At 53.2% G+C, this 15441-nt stretch carries 13 protein-coding genes; 6 read left to right on the top strand and 7 right to left on the bottom strand.

The genetic code is table 11. The annotated features are described in order from the left end of the window. The first annotated feature begins 22 nt into the window (after positions 1 to 22). Both NT073_RS31585 and NT073_RS31580 read left to right on the top strand, forming a co-directional pair. Positions 23 to 2896 carry a PVC-type heme-binding CxxCH protein gene (locus NT073_RS31585; protein WP_297382082.1) on the top strand — a complete coding sequence of 958 codons (2874 nt, stop codon included), beginning with the start codon at positions 23 to 25 and terminating at the stop codon, positions 2894 to 2896. Positions 2897 to 3092: 196 nt separating this feature from the next. Next, positions 3093 to 4349, top strand: a complete 1257-nt coding sequence (locus tag NT073_RS31580; protein ID WP_297382081.1) for a VCBS repeat-containing protein — start codon at positions 3093 to 3095, stop codon at positions 4347 to 4349. A gap of 136 nt (positions 4350 to 4485) precedes the next feature. Here the strand turns inward: NT073_RS31580 and NT073_RS31575 are convergent, their stop codons facing one another. From NT073_RS31575 to NT073_RS31565, 3 genes are all read right to left on the bottom strand, one after another. Beyond that, positions 4486 to 5013 (bottom strand): DinB family protein, encoded by a 528-nt coding sequence (locus NT073_RS31575; RefSeq protein ID WP_297382079.1) that lies wholly within the window; start codon positions 5011 to 5013, stop codon positions 4486 to 4488. Positions 5014 to 5129: 116 nt separating this feature from the next. Beyond that, positions 5130 to 7316 (bottom strand): alpha-galactosidase, encoded by a 2187-nt coding sequence (locus tag NT073_RS31570; protein ID WP_297382077.1) that lies wholly within the window; start codon positions 7314 to 7316, stop codon positions 5130 to 5132. Positions 7317 to 7517: 201 nt separating this feature from the next. Then, complete coding sequence (locus NT073_RS31565) at positions 7518 to 8087, bottom strand: type 1 glutamine amidotransferase domain-containing protein (RefSeq protein ID WP_297382076.1); 570 nt, start codon at positions 8085 to 8087, stop codon at positions 7518 to 7520. A 202-nt stretch (positions 8088 to 8289) separates the two neighbouring features. On the opposite strand from NT073_RS31565, the gene NT073_RS31560 reads away from it, so the two are divergent. After that, entirely contained in the window at positions 8290 to 8559 is a 270-nt protein-coding gene (locus NT073_RS31560) for a metalloregulator ArsR/SmtB family transcription factor (RefSeq protein ID WP_012930789.1), read from the top strand. Positions 8560 to 8651: 92 nt separating this feature from the next. Next, positions 8652 to 9743 (top strand): alkene reductase, encoded by a 1092-nt coding sequence (locus NT073_RS31555; RefSeq protein ID WP_297382074.1) that lies wholly within the window; start codon positions 8652 to 8654, stop codon positions 9741 to 9743. 101 nt (positions 9744 to 9844) lie between these two features. On the opposite strand, the gene purQ is transcribed toward NT073_RS31555, so the two are convergent. Then, positions 9845 to 10531 carry a phosphoribosylformylglycinamidine synthase subunit PurQ gene (gene purQ, locus NT073_RS31550; RefSeq protein WP_297382073.1) on the bottom strand — a complete coding sequence of 229 codons (687 nt, stop codon included), beginning with the start codon at positions 10529 to 10531 and terminating at the stop codon, positions 9845 to 9847. 161 nt (positions 10532 to 10692) lie between these two features. Here purQ and NT073_RS31545 point away from each other — a divergent pair, with 161 nt between their 5' ends. Together NT073_RS31545 and NT073_RS31540 are read left to right on the top strand one after the other, a co-directional pair. Then, positions 10693 to 11715 (top strand): dipeptide epimerase, encoded by a 1023-nt coding sequence (locus tag NT073_RS31545; RefSeq protein ID WP_297382072.1) that lies wholly within the window; start codon positions 10693 to 10695, stop codon positions 11713 to 11715. Continuing rightward, positions 11712 to 12794 (top strand): aminotransferase class I/II-fold pyridoxal phosphate-dependent enzyme, encoded by a 1083-nt coding sequence (locus tag NT073_RS31540; RefSeq protein WP_297382071.1) that lies wholly within the window; start codon positions 11712 to 11714, stop codon positions 12792 to 12794. Before NT073_RS31545 ends, NT073_RS31540 begins: the two co-directional genes overlap by 4 nt. On the opposite strand, the gene NT073_RS31535 is transcribed toward NT073_RS31540, so the two are convergent. From NT073_RS31535 to NT073_RS31525, 3 genes are all read right to left on the bottom strand, one after another. Continuing rightward, complete coding sequence (locus NT073_RS31535) at positions 12777 to 13616, bottom strand: sugar phosphate isomerase/epimerase (protein ID WP_297382069.1); 840 nt, start codon at positions 13614 to 13616, stop codon at positions 12777 to 12779. The genes NT073_RS31540 and NT073_RS31535 overlap by 18 nt on opposite strands. A gap of 79 nt (positions 13617 to 13695) precedes the next feature. Then, positions 13696 to 14604, bottom strand: coding sequence for a DUF1338 domain-containing protein (locus NT073_RS31530; RefSeq protein WP_297382068.1), 909 nt, complete (start codon positions 14602 to 14604; stop codon positions 13696 to 13698). Between the two features lie 14 nt (positions 14605 to 14618). Continuing rightward, positions 14619 to 15362, bottom strand: coding sequence for an acyl-ACP thioesterase domain-containing protein (locus NT073_RS31525; RefSeq protein ID WP_297382066.1), 744 nt, complete (start codon positions 15360 to 15362; stop codon positions 14619 to 14621). Positions 15363 to 15441 lie beyond the last annotated feature (79 nt).

Genomic DNA, 15441 nt, shown 5'->3' with positions numbered 1-15441 from the left:
CACCGGCTTACGACTTATTTCAATGAACAGGCCCACTATCGTCCTCGTTTTCGTCTGCGCTGTCCTCGTTCTGGCCAGCCCATACAGCATCGCCCAATCGACAAAAGCTAAACCGGCTGCTCAGTCCACTGAAAAGGTTGATCGCGAGTATGCGATGGAGGCCACCATGCTCGGCTACTTCTCGAAAGATGGCGCCCGCAACCCTACGCTGAAGGCCAACAAAGGCGATCGCGTTCGGATTACGATTACCAATGGCGAGCAGATGACGCACGATATTTCGCTGGAGAAATTAGGACTCAAAAGCAAGTCGATCAACGATAAAGGGGCCAGTACCAGTATCACGTTTACCGCCGATAAAAGCGATGTCTATTATTGCTCGGTTCCGGGCCACCGGGCGGCTGGCATGGTCGGCAACTTCGAAGTAGTAGAGGGTTCGCTGACCACCGCGGCCGTTGCCGGACAAGTGCCGATGAAGAACGGCAAACCCCTCAACCTGAACTTCGAGACGGGTACCCTGGCCGACTGGACCGCTACGGGCGATGCGTTCACGAATCCGCTCATCGATCAGGACCCGTCGCCGGTACACGACAAAGAGATGCATATCGGTTTCGACGGGAAGTATTTCCTGAGCAGCGGGGGGACTGTAAATTATAAACAAACCGGAACGTTGACGTCGGTTCCGTTCACCATCACTCAGCCGTTTGCGGCTTTCAAGGTGTCGGGTGGGGCGTTGCAGGATACGCGGGTCGAACTCGTGCAGGCCGGAACGGACAAAGTTATTTTTCACAGCACCGGGCAGGGGCGGGCTACGCTTCAGCCGGTGGTGGTCGATTTGAAACCGTATCTGAATCAAGACATATTCATCCGAATCATCGACAACGAAACCGGTATTTCGCAGATTCCCTATATCGCGAATGATAAGCTGGCGCATATCAACTTCGATGATTTTCAGTTCTATGCCACCCGGCCCGTTTTTCCGAATGAGCTGAACCAGAAAGACATTATCATTCTGCCGCCCCTCGACCCCGTTCTTCATGCCGGGCTGTCGGGCATCGAAGCGGCCAAGGTAATGACGCTGCCCAAAGGATTCAAAATCACGCTGGCAGCGGCTGAACCGGACGTTGTCAAACCCATCTGTTTCACCCTCGATCCACGCGGTCGGCTTTGGGTGGTTGAAGGGCACACCTATCCCGTTCCGGCACCGGAAGGACAGGGTCGCGACCGCATCCTGATTCTGGAAGACACCAACGGCGATGGCACGCTGGACAGCCGGAAGGTCTTCGCCGAAGGACTGAATCTGGTCAGTGGCATCGAAGTAGGGATGGGGGGCGTGTGGCTCGGTGCAGCTCCGTACCTGTTGTTCATTCCTACCGATTTCAAAACGGACAAACCGCTGGGCCCACCTCAGAAAATGCTCGATGGCTGGGGCACCGACGACACCCACGAAGTACTCAATAGCCTCCGTTGGGGACCCGACGGTTGGCTGTATGGTACGCATGGGGTATTTACGCACTCCAACGTTGGCAAACCCGGCGCACCCGATTCGGAACGGACGAAGCTGAACGCTGGTGTCTGGCGGTTTCACCCCACGACCCAAAAGTTCGAATTGTTTTCTGAAGGCACCAGCAATCCCTGGGGACTCGATTTCAACGATTACGGCCATGCGTTCGTGACGGCCTGCGTGATTCCGCACATGTACAACATGATTCAGGGCGGGCGTTATTTCCGGCAGGCCGGTAAGCATTTCAACCCCTACACCTACGACGATATCAAAACCCACGCCGATCACGTACACTGGGTGGGTGAACGCGGACCCCATGCGGGTAACTTCCGATCGGCCTCGGCGGGTGGTGGCCACGCCCATTCCGGAGCCATGATCTACCTGGGGGGCGATAGCTGGCCGAAGGAATACCGGAACGATATTTTTATGAACAATATCAACGGGGCTAAGCTCAATAACGACCACCCCGTTCGGGCCGGGTCGGGCTATATGGTTACCCACAAGCCGGATTTCCTGACCATGAACGACTCCTGGTCGCAGTGGCTGAATATGAAATACGACCCCAGCGGTTCGGTCTGGGCCATCGACTGGTATGACAAAAACCAGTGTCACAGCCCAAACCCGGATGTGCATAACAAAACGATGGGCCGGATTTTCAAGATCACCAACGAAAACGACAAATGGGTTCAGGTCGACTTGGCCAAAGCATCGGACATGGAACTGGTCAATTACCAGTTGAATGCCAACGAGTGGTACGTTCGTCAGGCCCGTACCCTGTTACAGGAGCGCGGCCCGAACAAAAAAGTACACAAAGCGCTGAAGGAAATCCTGGCGAAAAATCCCGATCCGACCCGTAAGCTCCGTGCGTTATGGACGTTGCACGTCACGAAAGGTCTTTCGGAAAAAGAGTTGACTGATTTGCTGGCGAACGAAAATGACTACGTTCGGAGCTGGGCCATTCAGTTGTTGACGGAGAATAAGAACGTATCGCCCGAAACCCTGAAGCGGTTTGCAGCTTTGGCACAGAACGACAACTCAGCGCTCGTTCGACTGTATCTGACTTCGGCCATGCTCCGGTTAGACCCGGCTCAGCGGTGGGACGTGATGGACGCGCTGGTGCAGAAAGTTCAGGATAAAGATGATCATAACCTGCCGCTGATGGTATGGTATGCCTCCGAACCGCTGGCGGCTATCGACATGAAACGGGCGTTGGCAATGGCTCAGAAATCGAAACTGCCCAAGCAACTGCCCTACACCATTCAGCGCATTGGTGCCATCGGTACGGATGAAGCTAAAAAGCTGCTGAAAGAACTGAACGACCGTGTGGGTAAACTCGACCATTCGCACGAGAACCACGAAATTCAGGAGTTGATTGCCAAGGTGCTTGAGGAATAAAAATTAAACCTACCGCCCATCGAGCCCGCCGAGGGTTTCACCCCCGGCTACCCACAGTCAACCCCTTCGGGGTTGTGATATGATAGACAGTACGCCAATAACCCCGAAGGGGTTGACTATGGATAACCAGGGGCACAGCCCTCGGATACAGACAGGGGTGCAGCCCCCGGACCGGATAACGACAAACGCCATGGCCATGACCAAACGTATCATATACACCATCCTCCTCGCCTGTTGCCTGACAAGCGTCTACGGCCAGGAGAAGAAAACCCTGTTCGATGTCCGTCAGAAGCAGGCCGAAACCGCCACACGGGCTACAACGACCCCCGTCGTACCCGCTGGCGACTTCAAAAAGACGATCCTCACCCGCGATTTTATCTCGGAAGGGGTAGCCGTGGCCGATCTGAATAAAGACGGACGCATGGATATTGTGGCGGGTTATTATTGGTTCGAAGCCCCCAACTGGACCCGCCACGAAATGGCTCCGTCCCGCACGTTCGACCCCCGAAAAGAATATAGCGAGTCGTTCCTGAACCTCGGTATGGACGTTAATCTGGATGGGTGGGACGATGTCGTCATCATTGACTTCCCCGGTAAGCCCGCTTTCTGGTTCGAAAATCCGAAGAGCAAAGCGGGTGCGGCCACCTCGGGCGAATGGACGAAGCATATCATTGCTGACTCCATTGGTATCGCCAACGAGTCGCCGGGATTCATTGATATTGATGGCGACGGGCGACTCGATATCTTGTGTGGTGACAAGGCTAAAAAGCAGATTGTCTGGTTAAAACCACCGTCGAAATCCGGCGAAACGGCCTGGAAACGCTATCCGCTGAGCAAAGAAAACGTGCCTGGTACAGAGATTTTCTCGCACGGGATCGGCTATGGCGATGTGGATAAAGACGGTATCAAAGACGTTGTGATTCGGGATGGCTGGTTCAAAGGAACGACCGATCTCAAATCGGGCAACTGGGTGTTTCATCCGGCCGATCTGGGCGAACCCTGCTCGCACATGCAGGTGCTTGACGTGAATGGCGACGGTAAAATGGACGTCGTCAGTGCATCGGCCCACGCATTGGGTATCTGGTGGCACGAGCAGGTGATGGATGAGCAGGGTGCCATTAACTTTAAAACCCACTTGATGAGCAACACCACCGCCCAAACCCACTCGTCCATCATGGCCGACCTGAACGGCGACGGTCGTGCTGACTACATCACCGGCAAACGGTTCCTGGCTCACCACGGCCGCGACCCCGGCGACAGCGATCCGGGCATCCTGATGTGGTTTGAGTTCACGCCCGGCAAGGCTCCGTACTACAAAGAACACATCATCGACAACGACTCCGGCGCGGGCCTGAACATCGTAGCCCAAGACATGAACGGCGACAAAAAGCCCGATATCGTCATCGCCAATAAGAACGGTGTTTTTCTATTTGAGAACAAGGTGAAGAAGTAGGGGTACGGTTTTTGGGTTACTGTTTACGGTTAGCTTTAGAAGATTCAATTCTGACAGCTAAGGCCTTTCTGAGTGTAGCCACTGACAGTACGAAACCGTTCGCAGCCATGGTTCGCGCTAACTTCCCGGACCTCATCTAACGCACGCCCAGCGCCATCACCTGCTTCCGGTGACGGTCGATGTGGAAGCGTAGGAACTCGAATCGCTGCCGAATATCCAGCGGGCCGGAAAGAGGGTGAGGGTGGATGACGGACTCCAAATCAGCGTCAGCCAGAGCGATGCTTAAATCCCGCAACGGTTGCTGAAGGCTGTTAAAGGCCGATAACCAGAACGCCACCGGGCCACCCATGCGGGGAGCGGCAATGAGGGGTACAATTTCTTTTTCCTGCCAGGTGCGCTCAATAATTGTTTCGATCGGTAGTCCTCTGTGGACTAATTCACCCGTCCAGATGGGGATGCCCGCCTGATGTGCATGAAAGGCCCGCCACATGCCCCAGATACCCCCGTGTTCTGCCCAGTATAAATGCTCGGTAATTTCAGTGGCACTCCATTCGTCGGCAGACGGTTTCCAGTGAGCTTGTTCTTCGTTGAGTTTCTCAACTTCGTATGTATACTGGGCTCGGGCCGACGCTACGTCGTCTAAGAGTTGATCAAGTGGAACCATGAAACGGTGCTTAAGAAGGGTGGGTGAAATATCAAATGGAAAGATGCCATACAAACCTACTGATTCCGCTCTTAGGGTGTTGACAGCGTTTTAGTTAACGGCGGTTATATACTTTCTTACTCCACAACCCACCAGCCGTAACTCTCCGGCTCAATCTCTACGGTTAGTTCAATTTCGTAATTCCGGTTTAGCTTGTACATCTTGGCTTTGCCTTCGCCCTGACGAATCATCGCCGTTTCGCGCAGGCCGGTATAATACAGCGGCAGTTTGATGATGCGGGTGACCTTCGTTTTTAGCGGGTTGAAGAGCATGACTAACCCTTTCTCTTTACCCGTTGGGCTGACGTGCATGAAGCCATCCCAGTCGCGGCCGTCGGCCCGGCGGAGGTGGATCAGGTCGGCGTTGAGGATGGTACGGTACTTTTTGTACCAATTGATGACTTCCGTTACGGTTTGTTTAGTGGCATCGGTATCGTAGAGTCGTGGGCCCCGGTAGCAGGCCTGCACACCCGCGCCGTAATATTGCATCATCAGCTGTTTATAGTCGGTCAGGTGTTCGCTGAGGGGTTCCAGTACGGCTTCGGGGCCACCGCCCTGGTACTTGGTGAGGGGCACAAAGCCCCAGCCCATCGTGGGCGTTTTCTCCCAGGTACCGTCGAAGATGTTTTGGCGGTTCAGGAGTTTCTGCTGCTCGCGGGAGAGTGAGAAATTAACCTCACGATAGCCCAGGGCAATCTTGTTGGTGCCATCCATAAAATACCAGTCGGGCGCGTTAATGTACACGCCTTTTTCATTCAGAAATCGGTAGAAACCCTTCTGCATTTCCATCTGCACCCATTGCGAATCGTGCAGCCCCTTATGGCCGGGGTGTTTGGTCGAGGCACACACATCGCCGGGGTAGGGGCCGTCGTGTTCGAGTAAGTCGAAGCCCGTCTCGGTGATGAACTTCTTCAGGCTGTTGAGGTAATTGATGCCCCACTGGCTGGCCAGACAAGGCGCGTTGCCGAAAAAAGCCCCTTTGTCTGGGAGGCCGGTTTTTGGGTCGATCACGTCATTCTCGTCGTCAATCCGGCGGCTGCTGAACAGCGAGTAACCACCCAGTAAAATACCTTTTGCGTGGGCGTAATCGGCCAGTTCCTTGAATTTCCTAATGTTCGTGTCGCTGGCGTCTTCCATGTTCAGGCCACTGCCGAAACTCAGAATGACCATCTCGTAACCCGTTTCGACGCACTGGTCAATGGCCCGCTTCACGATAGCCGGATCGGTGCTGACGAGGTGCATGAAAATGGGATTCTGGCTTGTCCAGGGCGTAACGGTTTTATAGAATTGCCGACGCGCCAGCCCGTTTCGCTCCCGGTCGTAGCCATCCAGCAGCAGTTCAAACGTGCGGATGGACGTGTACGTCTGCCCCGGCTCGGCTTCGATGCCAACGCCGAGGCCGGGGTAAACTTCGAGCACGCAGGGCGTTTCGTAATTATAATTCACCTGTGAGGTATAGAGTGAATCCGTTTTCCAATGCGTGGCCTGGTCGGAGAGATCATACCGCATGGCGTTGTTGAAGGCGAAGTTATTCTCGATGTAGATGCGCTGAGGCTTCTTCATCTGCTCCGGTTTACCCACCACTGCCGACTCTTCTTCCGGCGTGGCCAGAATTTCATTGACGACTTGGTTGATGTGAAGCCCTTTCTGCGTTTTATTTGAGATGGTCACCCACTTGCTGAGTACCGGCAGTCCATCGTAAAGTGCGTAGTGAACCGCAACGTCGACGCCCTGTAAATCGGGCTGTTTCGAGGCAAAATGCAGGGTAAGTTCCTGACCGGTAGGCTGCTTCCGGTTCAGTGTCCATGTACGGGATTGCCAGTTGATATACGGCTGTATCGGAGAAACGCTAAAGGATGTGTATTGAAAATCAGTTTGATTGGCGGTAAACCCATCGAGCCATTCTTCGCGCAGATAGGCCCGCTCTTTCTGGCCATACAGTCCGCCAACGGCGTAGGTTTTTCCGTTTAAGTTCACCCGCGCTTCGGGACCTACTGCCCGGATGAACTGTTCATTGGTGGATAAATTTTGAAAATCGACCGTTGCCACATTAGGACTAATCCGAAACCGGCGACTGATCAGGCCATTGGCTAACACTAAATCCTTGCCGCCGTTGGTCTGAAAAACCCCAGCTTTCTGGGTAACGGGCGTTATGAGCCAATCGCTTTTAACGGGCGTAGGCTTGTAGAATGGTAAGGTAGTAAGCTGGGCAAAGCTGGTTTGCGCCAAAAGGCCGCAAGCCAGCAGCCAATAGAGAGTACGCATTCTCGTGTAGTTTTGGTGAGTAGCCCTTTACATTAGGTATACAAACTACAAAAGATACGTTTTGGTAAGAGATACCGTATTTGGTTAAAAACAGGTAATGAACACATCGGACCGCCGAAGCGGAGACCGGAGAACACAGAGTTTTATTCTCTTTGTGTTCTCCGGTCTCCGCTTCGGCGGTCCGATGTGTTCATCAATTCGTTATGCGTGTTGACCCTGGTGCTTGCCTTCCCGTATTTCCTCGATCATTTTGCGGTTGAATGCGGGAATATCGTCGGGTTTGCGGCTCGTCACCAGCCCCTGATCCGTAACCACTTCTTCATCGACCCAGTTGGCACCGGCATTGATGAGATCTGTCTTGATCGACGGATAGGAGGTAAGCTTACGCCCGTTCACCACACCGGCTTCAATGAGCATAATAGGCGCGTGGCAAATGGCAGCTACCGGCTTGTGCGATTCAAAAAAGTGCCGGACAAATTGCACAGCTTTAGGCTCTGTACGGAGCGTATCCGGGTTCATTACGCCACCCGGCAAAAGTAGGGCGTCATATTGATTTGGGTCGGCACCGGCCAGCGGTAGGTCAACCGGGAAGCTATCGCCCCATTCGGTTTCGTCCCATCCTTTCACCTCACCGCCATTTGGGGCAATCAAGTGCGTAGTGGCACCAGCTTCCTGTAATGCTTTGCGGGGTTCGGTCATTTCGACCTGTTCAAAGCCATCGGTTAGCAGAATCGCCACCTTCTTTCCCTGCAATCGTTGCTGCGTTTCCATAGTACGTTGAGAATTTAGTTCTGCTTTTATCAACTCCTGAACTAAGAAGAAGGTTATCCAATTATTTCATGAAAAGGCTTATCGAATGAGTAATTTATGCCGATGCAGTTATTTATTAGTTGTCAAACCACAAAATCCGTTAACGGCTGGTATTGATCACTGAAACACACCTAAACAACCTGTTTTTGGTTACGTTTGTAATATGGATTCTAAATCATGCGAGAAGGCAACCGGTGCTATTGCCGATAAATACCGGCTCTCGATTTTACTGGAATTGGCCCAGCGCGAAAGCATGACGCCTTCTGATATTCAGGAATTGACCGGCCTCTCCCAACCCTGTGTTTCTCACCATGTCAGGCTGTTAACAGAGAGTGAATTAGTGATCGCGGCTAAAGAAGGAAGGAATGTCTATCTACGTCTGAATAAGAACACGACACGGCAGTTGTCGGACTTCCTGTCTAAACTGACATAAAATTTTCTCAAAAACATTTAAACTTTTAAATATTTGGTTTGGTTTTCTGTTCGTACATGAAAACCAAACCCGTAGATATACGGACCCTATCAATGGCACAAAAACTTTTTTCGGCGGCTACGCTGGGTGACCTGACACTTCAGAACCACCTTGTTATGGCTCCAATGACCCGGAACCGCGCCACGACCGATCACGCCGTAACCGACATAATGACTACGTATTATGAACAACGGGCATCGGCCGGTTTGATCATAACGGAAGGCATCGCGCCTTCACCCAACGGAAATGGCTACGCCCGTGTTCCGGGTATTTACACTAAACAGCAGATAGCCGGATGGAAGAATGTTACCGATGCGGTTCATGCCAAAGGCGGCAAAATCTTTGCCCAACTGATGCACAGCGGACGTGTTGGACACCCCGTTAACATGCACGAAAATGGTGAAGTTATCGCGCCCTCGGCCATTGCTGCCGCCGGGCAGATCTACACCGATACAGACGGTATGCTCGACCACCCAACCCCACGTGCTCTAACAACGGACGAGGTAAAACAGACGGTTCAGGAGTTTGTCCAGGCGGCTAAAAATGCTGTTGAAGCTGGTTTCGACGGCGTAGAGATTCACGGCGCAAACGGCTACCTGGTCGAGCAGTTTCTGCGCTCAACCACCAACCAGCGCACCGACGAGTACGGTGGCTCAGCCGAAAACAATGCCCGCTTTGCCCTGGAAATTGCCGAACAGATTTCGGCCGCTATTGGCAAAGAGAAGACGGGTATTCGCCTATCGCCTTATGGTGTATTCAACGATATGCCCTACTCACCGGACGACGATAAGATCTACCATTACGTAGCCCAAAAATTGTCAGATTATGTCGTGTACGTGCATCTTGTCGACCATGAGTCGATGGGCGCACCAGCGGTTGATCCGGCGATTGTAGAAGCCATTCGGGAAAACTACAAAGGTTCGCTGATTCTGAGCGGAGGCTACGATGCCGAGCGGGCAGAAGAGGCCCTGACGAGTGGAAAAGCCGATTTGATCGCTATCGGTCGGCCATTTATTGCCAACCCCGATCTGGTGGAACGTCTGAAAACCGGCGCCGAACTAAACCAACCCGATTTCTCGACTTTCTATACCCCCGGCGAAAAAGGATACACGGATTATCCGGTGCTGGAAGAAGTGAAGGCATAAGTATTTTAAGTAGTGAGGAGTCAGAAGCGAGGAGTGAGGAGCCATCCGGTAGCACAGTGTGCGCCAGCCATCCTCACTCCTCGCTTCTGACTCCTCACTACTTATACCAACACTGCCTTCAGAATCTGCTCCAGAATAAGCCGACCGTCGGTATTGCCGAGGACAGAGTCGGCGGCCCGTTCGGGGTGGGGCATCATACCAAAAACGTTCTTGTTTTTATTGGTTACGCCCGCAATATTTTCCAGACTTCCGTTGGCGTTAGATGCTTCGGTAACGATACCGTTTTCGTCGCAATATCGGAATAGCACCTGGTTGTTATCATTCAATGCTTTCAGCGTATCGGCGTCGGCAAAGTACCGGCCATCACCGTGAGCGATGGGTATTTTATAAGCAGGTTTATCAAGACCCGCCGTCAGCAGCGCGTCCGTCGATTCGGGTTTCAGGTAAATGTTCTTACAAACGTATTTCTGACTGCTGTTTTGCAGCAAAACACCCGGTACTAGCCGGGCTTCGGCCAGAATCTGGAAACCGTTGCAGATACCCATCAGGTAACCGCCCCGGTTGGCGTGGGCAATCACCTCGTTCATGATGGGCGAAAAACGCGCCACGGCACCCGTCCGGAGATAGTCGCCATAGGAGAAACCGCCCGGCAGGATAATGAAATCGCAGCCTTGCAGATCATGATCTTTATGCCAGAGTTTTACGACTTCCTGGTCCATCAGTTCCAGTGCATCGACTGCGTCCTGATCGCAGTTGGAACCGGGAAAAACAACAACGCCAAATTTCATAGCGGGAGAATTGCTAAATCGAAGTAATACACAAAGATAACAGTTCAATCGCTACTTCTGCGTATCAGTTACGGAAAAGGGAGGAGTGGGGCACCTCCTGGTTTCCCCTCGTCTCCTTCCTCCCCCTCCTCCCTTTTCCCTCTTTTCCCTACCTTTGCGGTATGCAATTGCTTTTTCATCGGGTCGATCTTCGCCTGAATCATACCTTTACCATTGCGCACGATAGCCGCGACGTACAGCCAACCCTGCTAGTCGAGCTGCGGGACGGTGGGTACAGCGGCTTTGGCGAAGCTACCGCAACCCGTTATTATGGCATCACGATTGACGGTATGGTGGCCGCTCTCGAAGCCCTCCGAGACACCATCGAAAGCTATTCTCTGACCAATCCTGAAACGTTCTGGGCCGATGTGCAGCCGCATCTGTCGCAAAACCCATTTGCCCTCTGTGCGCTCGATCAGGCCGCCTGGGATTTATGGGGCAAGCAGCAGCAACAGCCCTTGTATAAACTCTGGAACCTGGACCCGGCCAACGCGCCCCTGACGGATTATACCATTGGCCTCGACACGCCCGAACGGATGGTCGAAAAAATGCAGGAACGCCCGTGGCCACTGTACAAGATCAAGTTAGGTCGGCCAGAAAAAGACATAACCCTTGTTACCACGCTACGTGAGCATACCGATGCGGTTTTTCGGGTCGATGCCAACTGCGGCTGGACAGCGGCCGACGCCATTCGTAAATCGCGGGTATTGCAGGAATTGGGTGTCGAATTTATCGAACAGCCACTTCCTGCCGACGATTGGGCCGGTGCAAAGCAAGTGTATGAGCAAAGTACCTTACCAATTATTGCCGATGAAAGCTGTATTGTCGAGAGCGATGTTGACCGTTGCGCGGGGTACTTCCATGGCGTCAATATAAAATTAACAAAATGTGGTGGCCTGACCCCCGCCCGGCGGATGATCAGCCGTGCCCGTGAATTAGGCCTGCGTGTCATGGTTGGCTGCATGACCGAATCGAGCGTGGGAATATCGGCTATTGCGCAATTGCTGCCACTACTCGATTATGCTGATCTGGATGGGGCCATGCTCATTGGAAACGATCCGGCAACGGGCGTTACATTCGAAGATGGCCGCGTTATGTATGCGACTGAAAATGGGACTGGTGTGAACCTGCTGGCAAGCAAATGAACGAACGTATCCACATCGACCACCTGCCGAACCGGACCATCGCCCATAACGGTACGGATTACCTTTTCTTTAGCGGCACTGCCTACCTCGGGATGCCCCAGCACCCCGGTTTTCAACAGCTGGTGGCGCAAAGCATGAGCCGATACGGGACGGTTTTCGGTAGTTCCCGGAATGGGAATCTACGACTCGGCGTTTACGAAGAGGCCGAAGCCAAACTTGCGGCACGAACCGGTGCCGGAGCCGCGCTCACGCTCTCGTCGGGTATGATGGCCGGGCAGGTTATTGTCAACTGGCTGCGCCGGGAGCAGACTACGTTCGTGTATGCGCCTGGTGCGCATCCGGCTCTCTGGCACGCACCGGTGGTTGAACTGCCGAAACTGTCATTTCCGGACTGGACGGCCCAGTTACCCACCCAGCTACAGGCGCTCGACGCCGGACCGGTGGCTATTTTAATGAACTCCCTCGAAGCGGTCTGCTCGGATTATTACGATTTCGCCTGGATAAACGACCTCCCCGACGACAGATCGATTACGCTGGTTGTCGACGATTCGCATGGAATAGGGGTGTTGAATAACGGGCGGGGTATCTGGCCGCAGCTTTCTTCATTGCAGAACCGCCGGAGCGGACCGATTCGTATCCTTGTCACGGCCTCGCTGGCGAAAGCCATGGGCTTGCCTGGCGGGGCCGTTTTCTCGGATGCCGAAACAATAGCCAATCTCCGCGAAACGGCCTTTTTTGGCGCCTGCTCGCCCATGGCTCCGGCTTGTCTGGATGCCTATCTGCGTGCCGATAGCTTATATGCCGAACGGCAGGAGCAACTCCAGCACAATATTCGCCTGGCCGAAGAACGCTTGCTGCCATCCGGCTTATTTCGACATGCTATGGGTTACCCGGTGTTCTATACCGAACACGATGAACTGTACGCGCAACTGCTTGACCACAAAATTCTGATTTACTCGTTTGCGTACCCAACCGCTGCCGACCGGGCCAACACACGCATCGTAATTAGTGCGTTTCATGAGCCGGACGATATTGAGCAGGTTGCTCGCCGGTTGCCTCAACTATTTCAGGCTGGATAAGAAGTTCAGACTGGGCACCATCTGCTCCATCGAACGGGATGACTCGTCTTCGATGAAGAAATGCTTTACCCCCGATTTTTTGGCCTGTTTCATGATCGCGGCAATACCGACGTCGCCTTGCCCAAGGGTCACGTTCGATTCCACATCCGAGCGGCCGTTGTTGCTGTCGGGGGTGCCGGGTTTGCGGTCTTTCAGGTGCATGAGCAGGAACCGCTTGGGGTATTTCTGCAGGAGGGCTACCGGATCATAACCGGGGGCCTTGACCCAGAACACATCCATTTCGAAATAGACAGATTTCGGGTCGAGGTTTTCGGCCAGGTAGTCGAAGAAGGTGCCGTCTTTGTAAGTTTGAAATTCGTAGCCGTGGTTGTGGTAACAGAATGTAATCCCGTTTTCGGCCAGTAGTTTTCCGGCGGTGTTGAACACGTCGATAGCCCGGTCGGCTTCGTACAGCGTCAGGGCATCGGTAGCGTGGGGAATCCAGGTGCAGACTACGTACTTCGCCCCCAGCGCTTTGGCTTCGGCCAGTACCTTGGGTACATTGTTATCCAGGTCCTCAAAACTCGCTCCCGTACTGATGGCTTTGATCCCGTTTTGATCCAGCAACTTGCGGAAGTCGGTTAAGCTAAGGCCATAGGTTCCGGCAATTTCGGCCTCCCGAAAGCCCATCTCCTTCACTTTAGCCATTGTTCCCGGTACATCTTTCGCAAACTGAGTTCGGAAACTATACAACTGCAAACCCACCGGAGCAGGCTTTTGCGCCAATGAAACAAGATTGCAAAGGAGCAGAACGACAAATAACAGCGTAGATTTTGTATTCATGGAGTGAAGAGTTTTGGCGTATTCGGTTTACAGTTTACGGATGTCAGGCAACCAAATATCGTAAACCGAATACGATAAGCTATCTACCCGTTTGGGTGGTAAACGTACTCTCGAAAATCTTGTCGGCATTACCTGTTTCAAAACCTTCGCGTCGGTGCTGGCGGGTGATCTGGTCGGTGGGGAGGTGCTGAAATTCGGGCAGCACACGACGTTCCGCAAACTCCACGTACGAGCCCGCAATTCGGAATACGTCGCCACCGGCAAATTCAGCGTCGATCATCTGGGCCACGGTAGACGCCTGCCGTAGACCACCATCTGGACTGATTTTGATGGTTCCGCCAGCCGAGTTGAGCCGTAAACCGCTACTTTCCAGAAAAGCCACAAACTCGTCGATGGTGTTGTACCCTGGCTTGAGGTTGTGTACGCTGATGGTAAAATGGTTAAGGTAATAACGGTTATAAATCACCCAGGCGGCATACTCACTCTCGGCGAGCAGGGTTTGGTAGTCGGCCAGCGTGGGCGTTTGCCAGAGGGGTTGGTGCAAAAAGCGGTCGACGGCTTCGGCATCGTCCAGATCCAGCGAGTCGACGGGGTCGCTCGTCACGGTATCCGTGTACTTGTGAATGATGCGCTGCGCTTCGTCCGACAGCTCATGCACGCGCAGTTCACTAACAAATATGCGCGGGTAATGCGGCTGCGGAGGGCTATACCAATAAGCCGTTAGTTTCTTGCCGGTGAAGTTGAACTCGTCCCGTCGTTCGTAGCCGTAATGCGAAAAAATCTTCCCGAACGAAGCCAGCCCTAAATTCGGTACGCCCATTGTCCGAAAGGCAATGTGGTCGTTCTCGATCTCCTCTGCCGACTGAATAATCCCCGCAGCGATCATGGCGTCAGTTACTTTGTGAACATCGGGAACGCGTTCACTGTATCGGCTCATGAGGCCGTCCAGCACGGCGTCGAGGGTTTGGGTAGTTGATGAAGTAGTCATGGTTGTCTTGGAAATTAACGCCATCGGCTTCTGGCCAGAATCACATCTTTACCCGATTCGGTTTGAACAATTCGGTGCAATAGCGTGTCGCCCGTTTCAGTGGCAGTCTGTACGTCCAGCCAATCGTGCCAATGGCTTTCGGTCCTGTAAACTAAATCAATTTCGGCAATTTCCCGCGTTTGTAGTGTATCGGTGTTTATGGATTCGATCAGCCACTGCACATACGCCACATTGTTGACGTGCTGATTCTGGTCGATGCTCAGCCAACCCACCTCAACCGGCCTGGTTTCTGACGGGCTAAACGGTAATGTCTGGAAATCAGGTTTAAGGGGCAGCAGAGGCAGTGGCTCAACGTTGGTGGGCGGACTCAACTGCCGGATAAAATCGGGAAGGGGCACCATGCTTCGTTTTTCCATGCTGAACACCAGCCAGATGCTGCCTGCATCGGCTAGTAAGGTTCCGTCTTCGGCCAGCACCCGAAAGTCGCGGTGAATGAAGTACTTCTCCACCGTGGTAGGGTAGGTCATCAACCGAATCGTATCGCCGTAGCGCGGGTATTGGTGCATTCGCAGGCAAAAACGCATGAGCATCCAGCCAAAGCCCTTTTGGCCCAAATCGGCAATACCAATGCCGTAGTCAATCGCATTTCGGTTAGCTGACTCCTGCATTAGGTTCATCAACGCCGGTAGGCTCATCCGCCCGAAGGCATCACACTCGTAACCCCGTAGTGTAAAGGTATCTGTTTGAATAAACGCCATGCTGCAAAGAACGCCAGAACGCAGATTGGTACGATTAAACGGGGCGAAACATTATCCTGTTGTTAGGTTGTATCGGGTC

It is taken from the genome of Spirosoma sp. (genome assembly GCF_026391055.1).
In the GTDB taxonomy this organism is placed as follows: Bacteria; Bacteroidota; Bacteroidia; order Cytophagales; family Spirosomataceae; genus Spirosoma.
Note: the sequence above shows the minus strand (reverse complement) of the source record. Positions and strands in the feature narration are given on the sequence as shown.

What these genes read in the sequence shown, in the direction of transcription:
- NT073_RS31585 (WP_297382082.1), top strand. Translation starts at nt 23, where the DNA reads ATGAACAGGCCCACTATCGTCCTCGTTTTCGTCTGCGCTGTCCTCGTT.
- NT073_RS31580 (WP_297382081.1), top strand. Translation starts at nt 3,093, where the DNA reads ATGACCAAACGTATCATATACACCATCCTCCTCGCCTGTTGCCTGACA.
- NT073_RS31575 (WP_297382079.1), bottom strand. Translation starts at nt 5,013, where the DNA reads ATGGTTCCACTTGATCAACTCTTAGACGACGTAGCGTCGGCCCGAGCC.
- NT073_RS31570 (WP_297382077.1), bottom strand. Translation starts at nt 7,316, where the DNA reads ATGCGTACTCTCTATTGGCTGCTGGCTTGCGGCCTTTTGGCGCAAACC.
- NT073_RS31565 (WP_297382076.1), bottom strand. Translation starts at nt 8,087, where the DNA reads ATGGAAACGCAGCAACGATTGCAGGGAAAGAAGGTGGCGATTCTGCTA.
- NT073_RS31560 (WP_012930789.1), top strand. Translation starts at nt 8,290, where the DNA reads ATGGATTCTAAATCATGCGAGAAGGCAACCGGTGCTATTGCCGATAAA.
- NT073_RS31555 (WP_297382074.1), top strand. Translation starts at nt 8,652, where the DNA reads ATGGCACAAAAACTTTTTTCGGCGGCTACGCTGGGTGACCTGACACTT.
- purQ (WP_297382073.1), bottom strand. Translation starts at nt 10,531, where the DNA reads ATGAAATTTGGCGTTGTTGTTTTTCCCGGTTCCAACTGCGATCAGGAC.
- NT073_RS31545 (WP_297382072.1), top strand. Translation starts at nt 10,693, where the DNA reads ATGCAATTGCTTTTTCATCGGGTCGATCTTCGCCTGAATCATACCTTT.
- NT073_RS31540 (WP_297382071.1), top strand. Translation starts at nt 11,712, where the DNA reads ATGAACGAACGTATCCACATCGACCACCTGCCGAACCGGACCATCGCC.
- NT073_RS31535 (WP_297382069.1), bottom strand. Translation starts at nt 13,616, where the DNA reads ATGAATACAAAATCTACGCTGTTATTTGTCGTTCTGCTCCTTTGCAAT.
- NT073_RS31530 (WP_297382068.1), bottom strand. Translation starts at nt 14,604, where the DNA reads ATGACTACTTCATCAACTACCCAAACCCTCGACGCCGTGCTGGACGGC.
- NT073_RS31525 (WP_297382066.1), bottom strand. Translation starts at nt 15,362, where the DNA reads ATGGCGTTTATTCAAACAGATACCTTTACACTACGGGGTTACGAGTGT.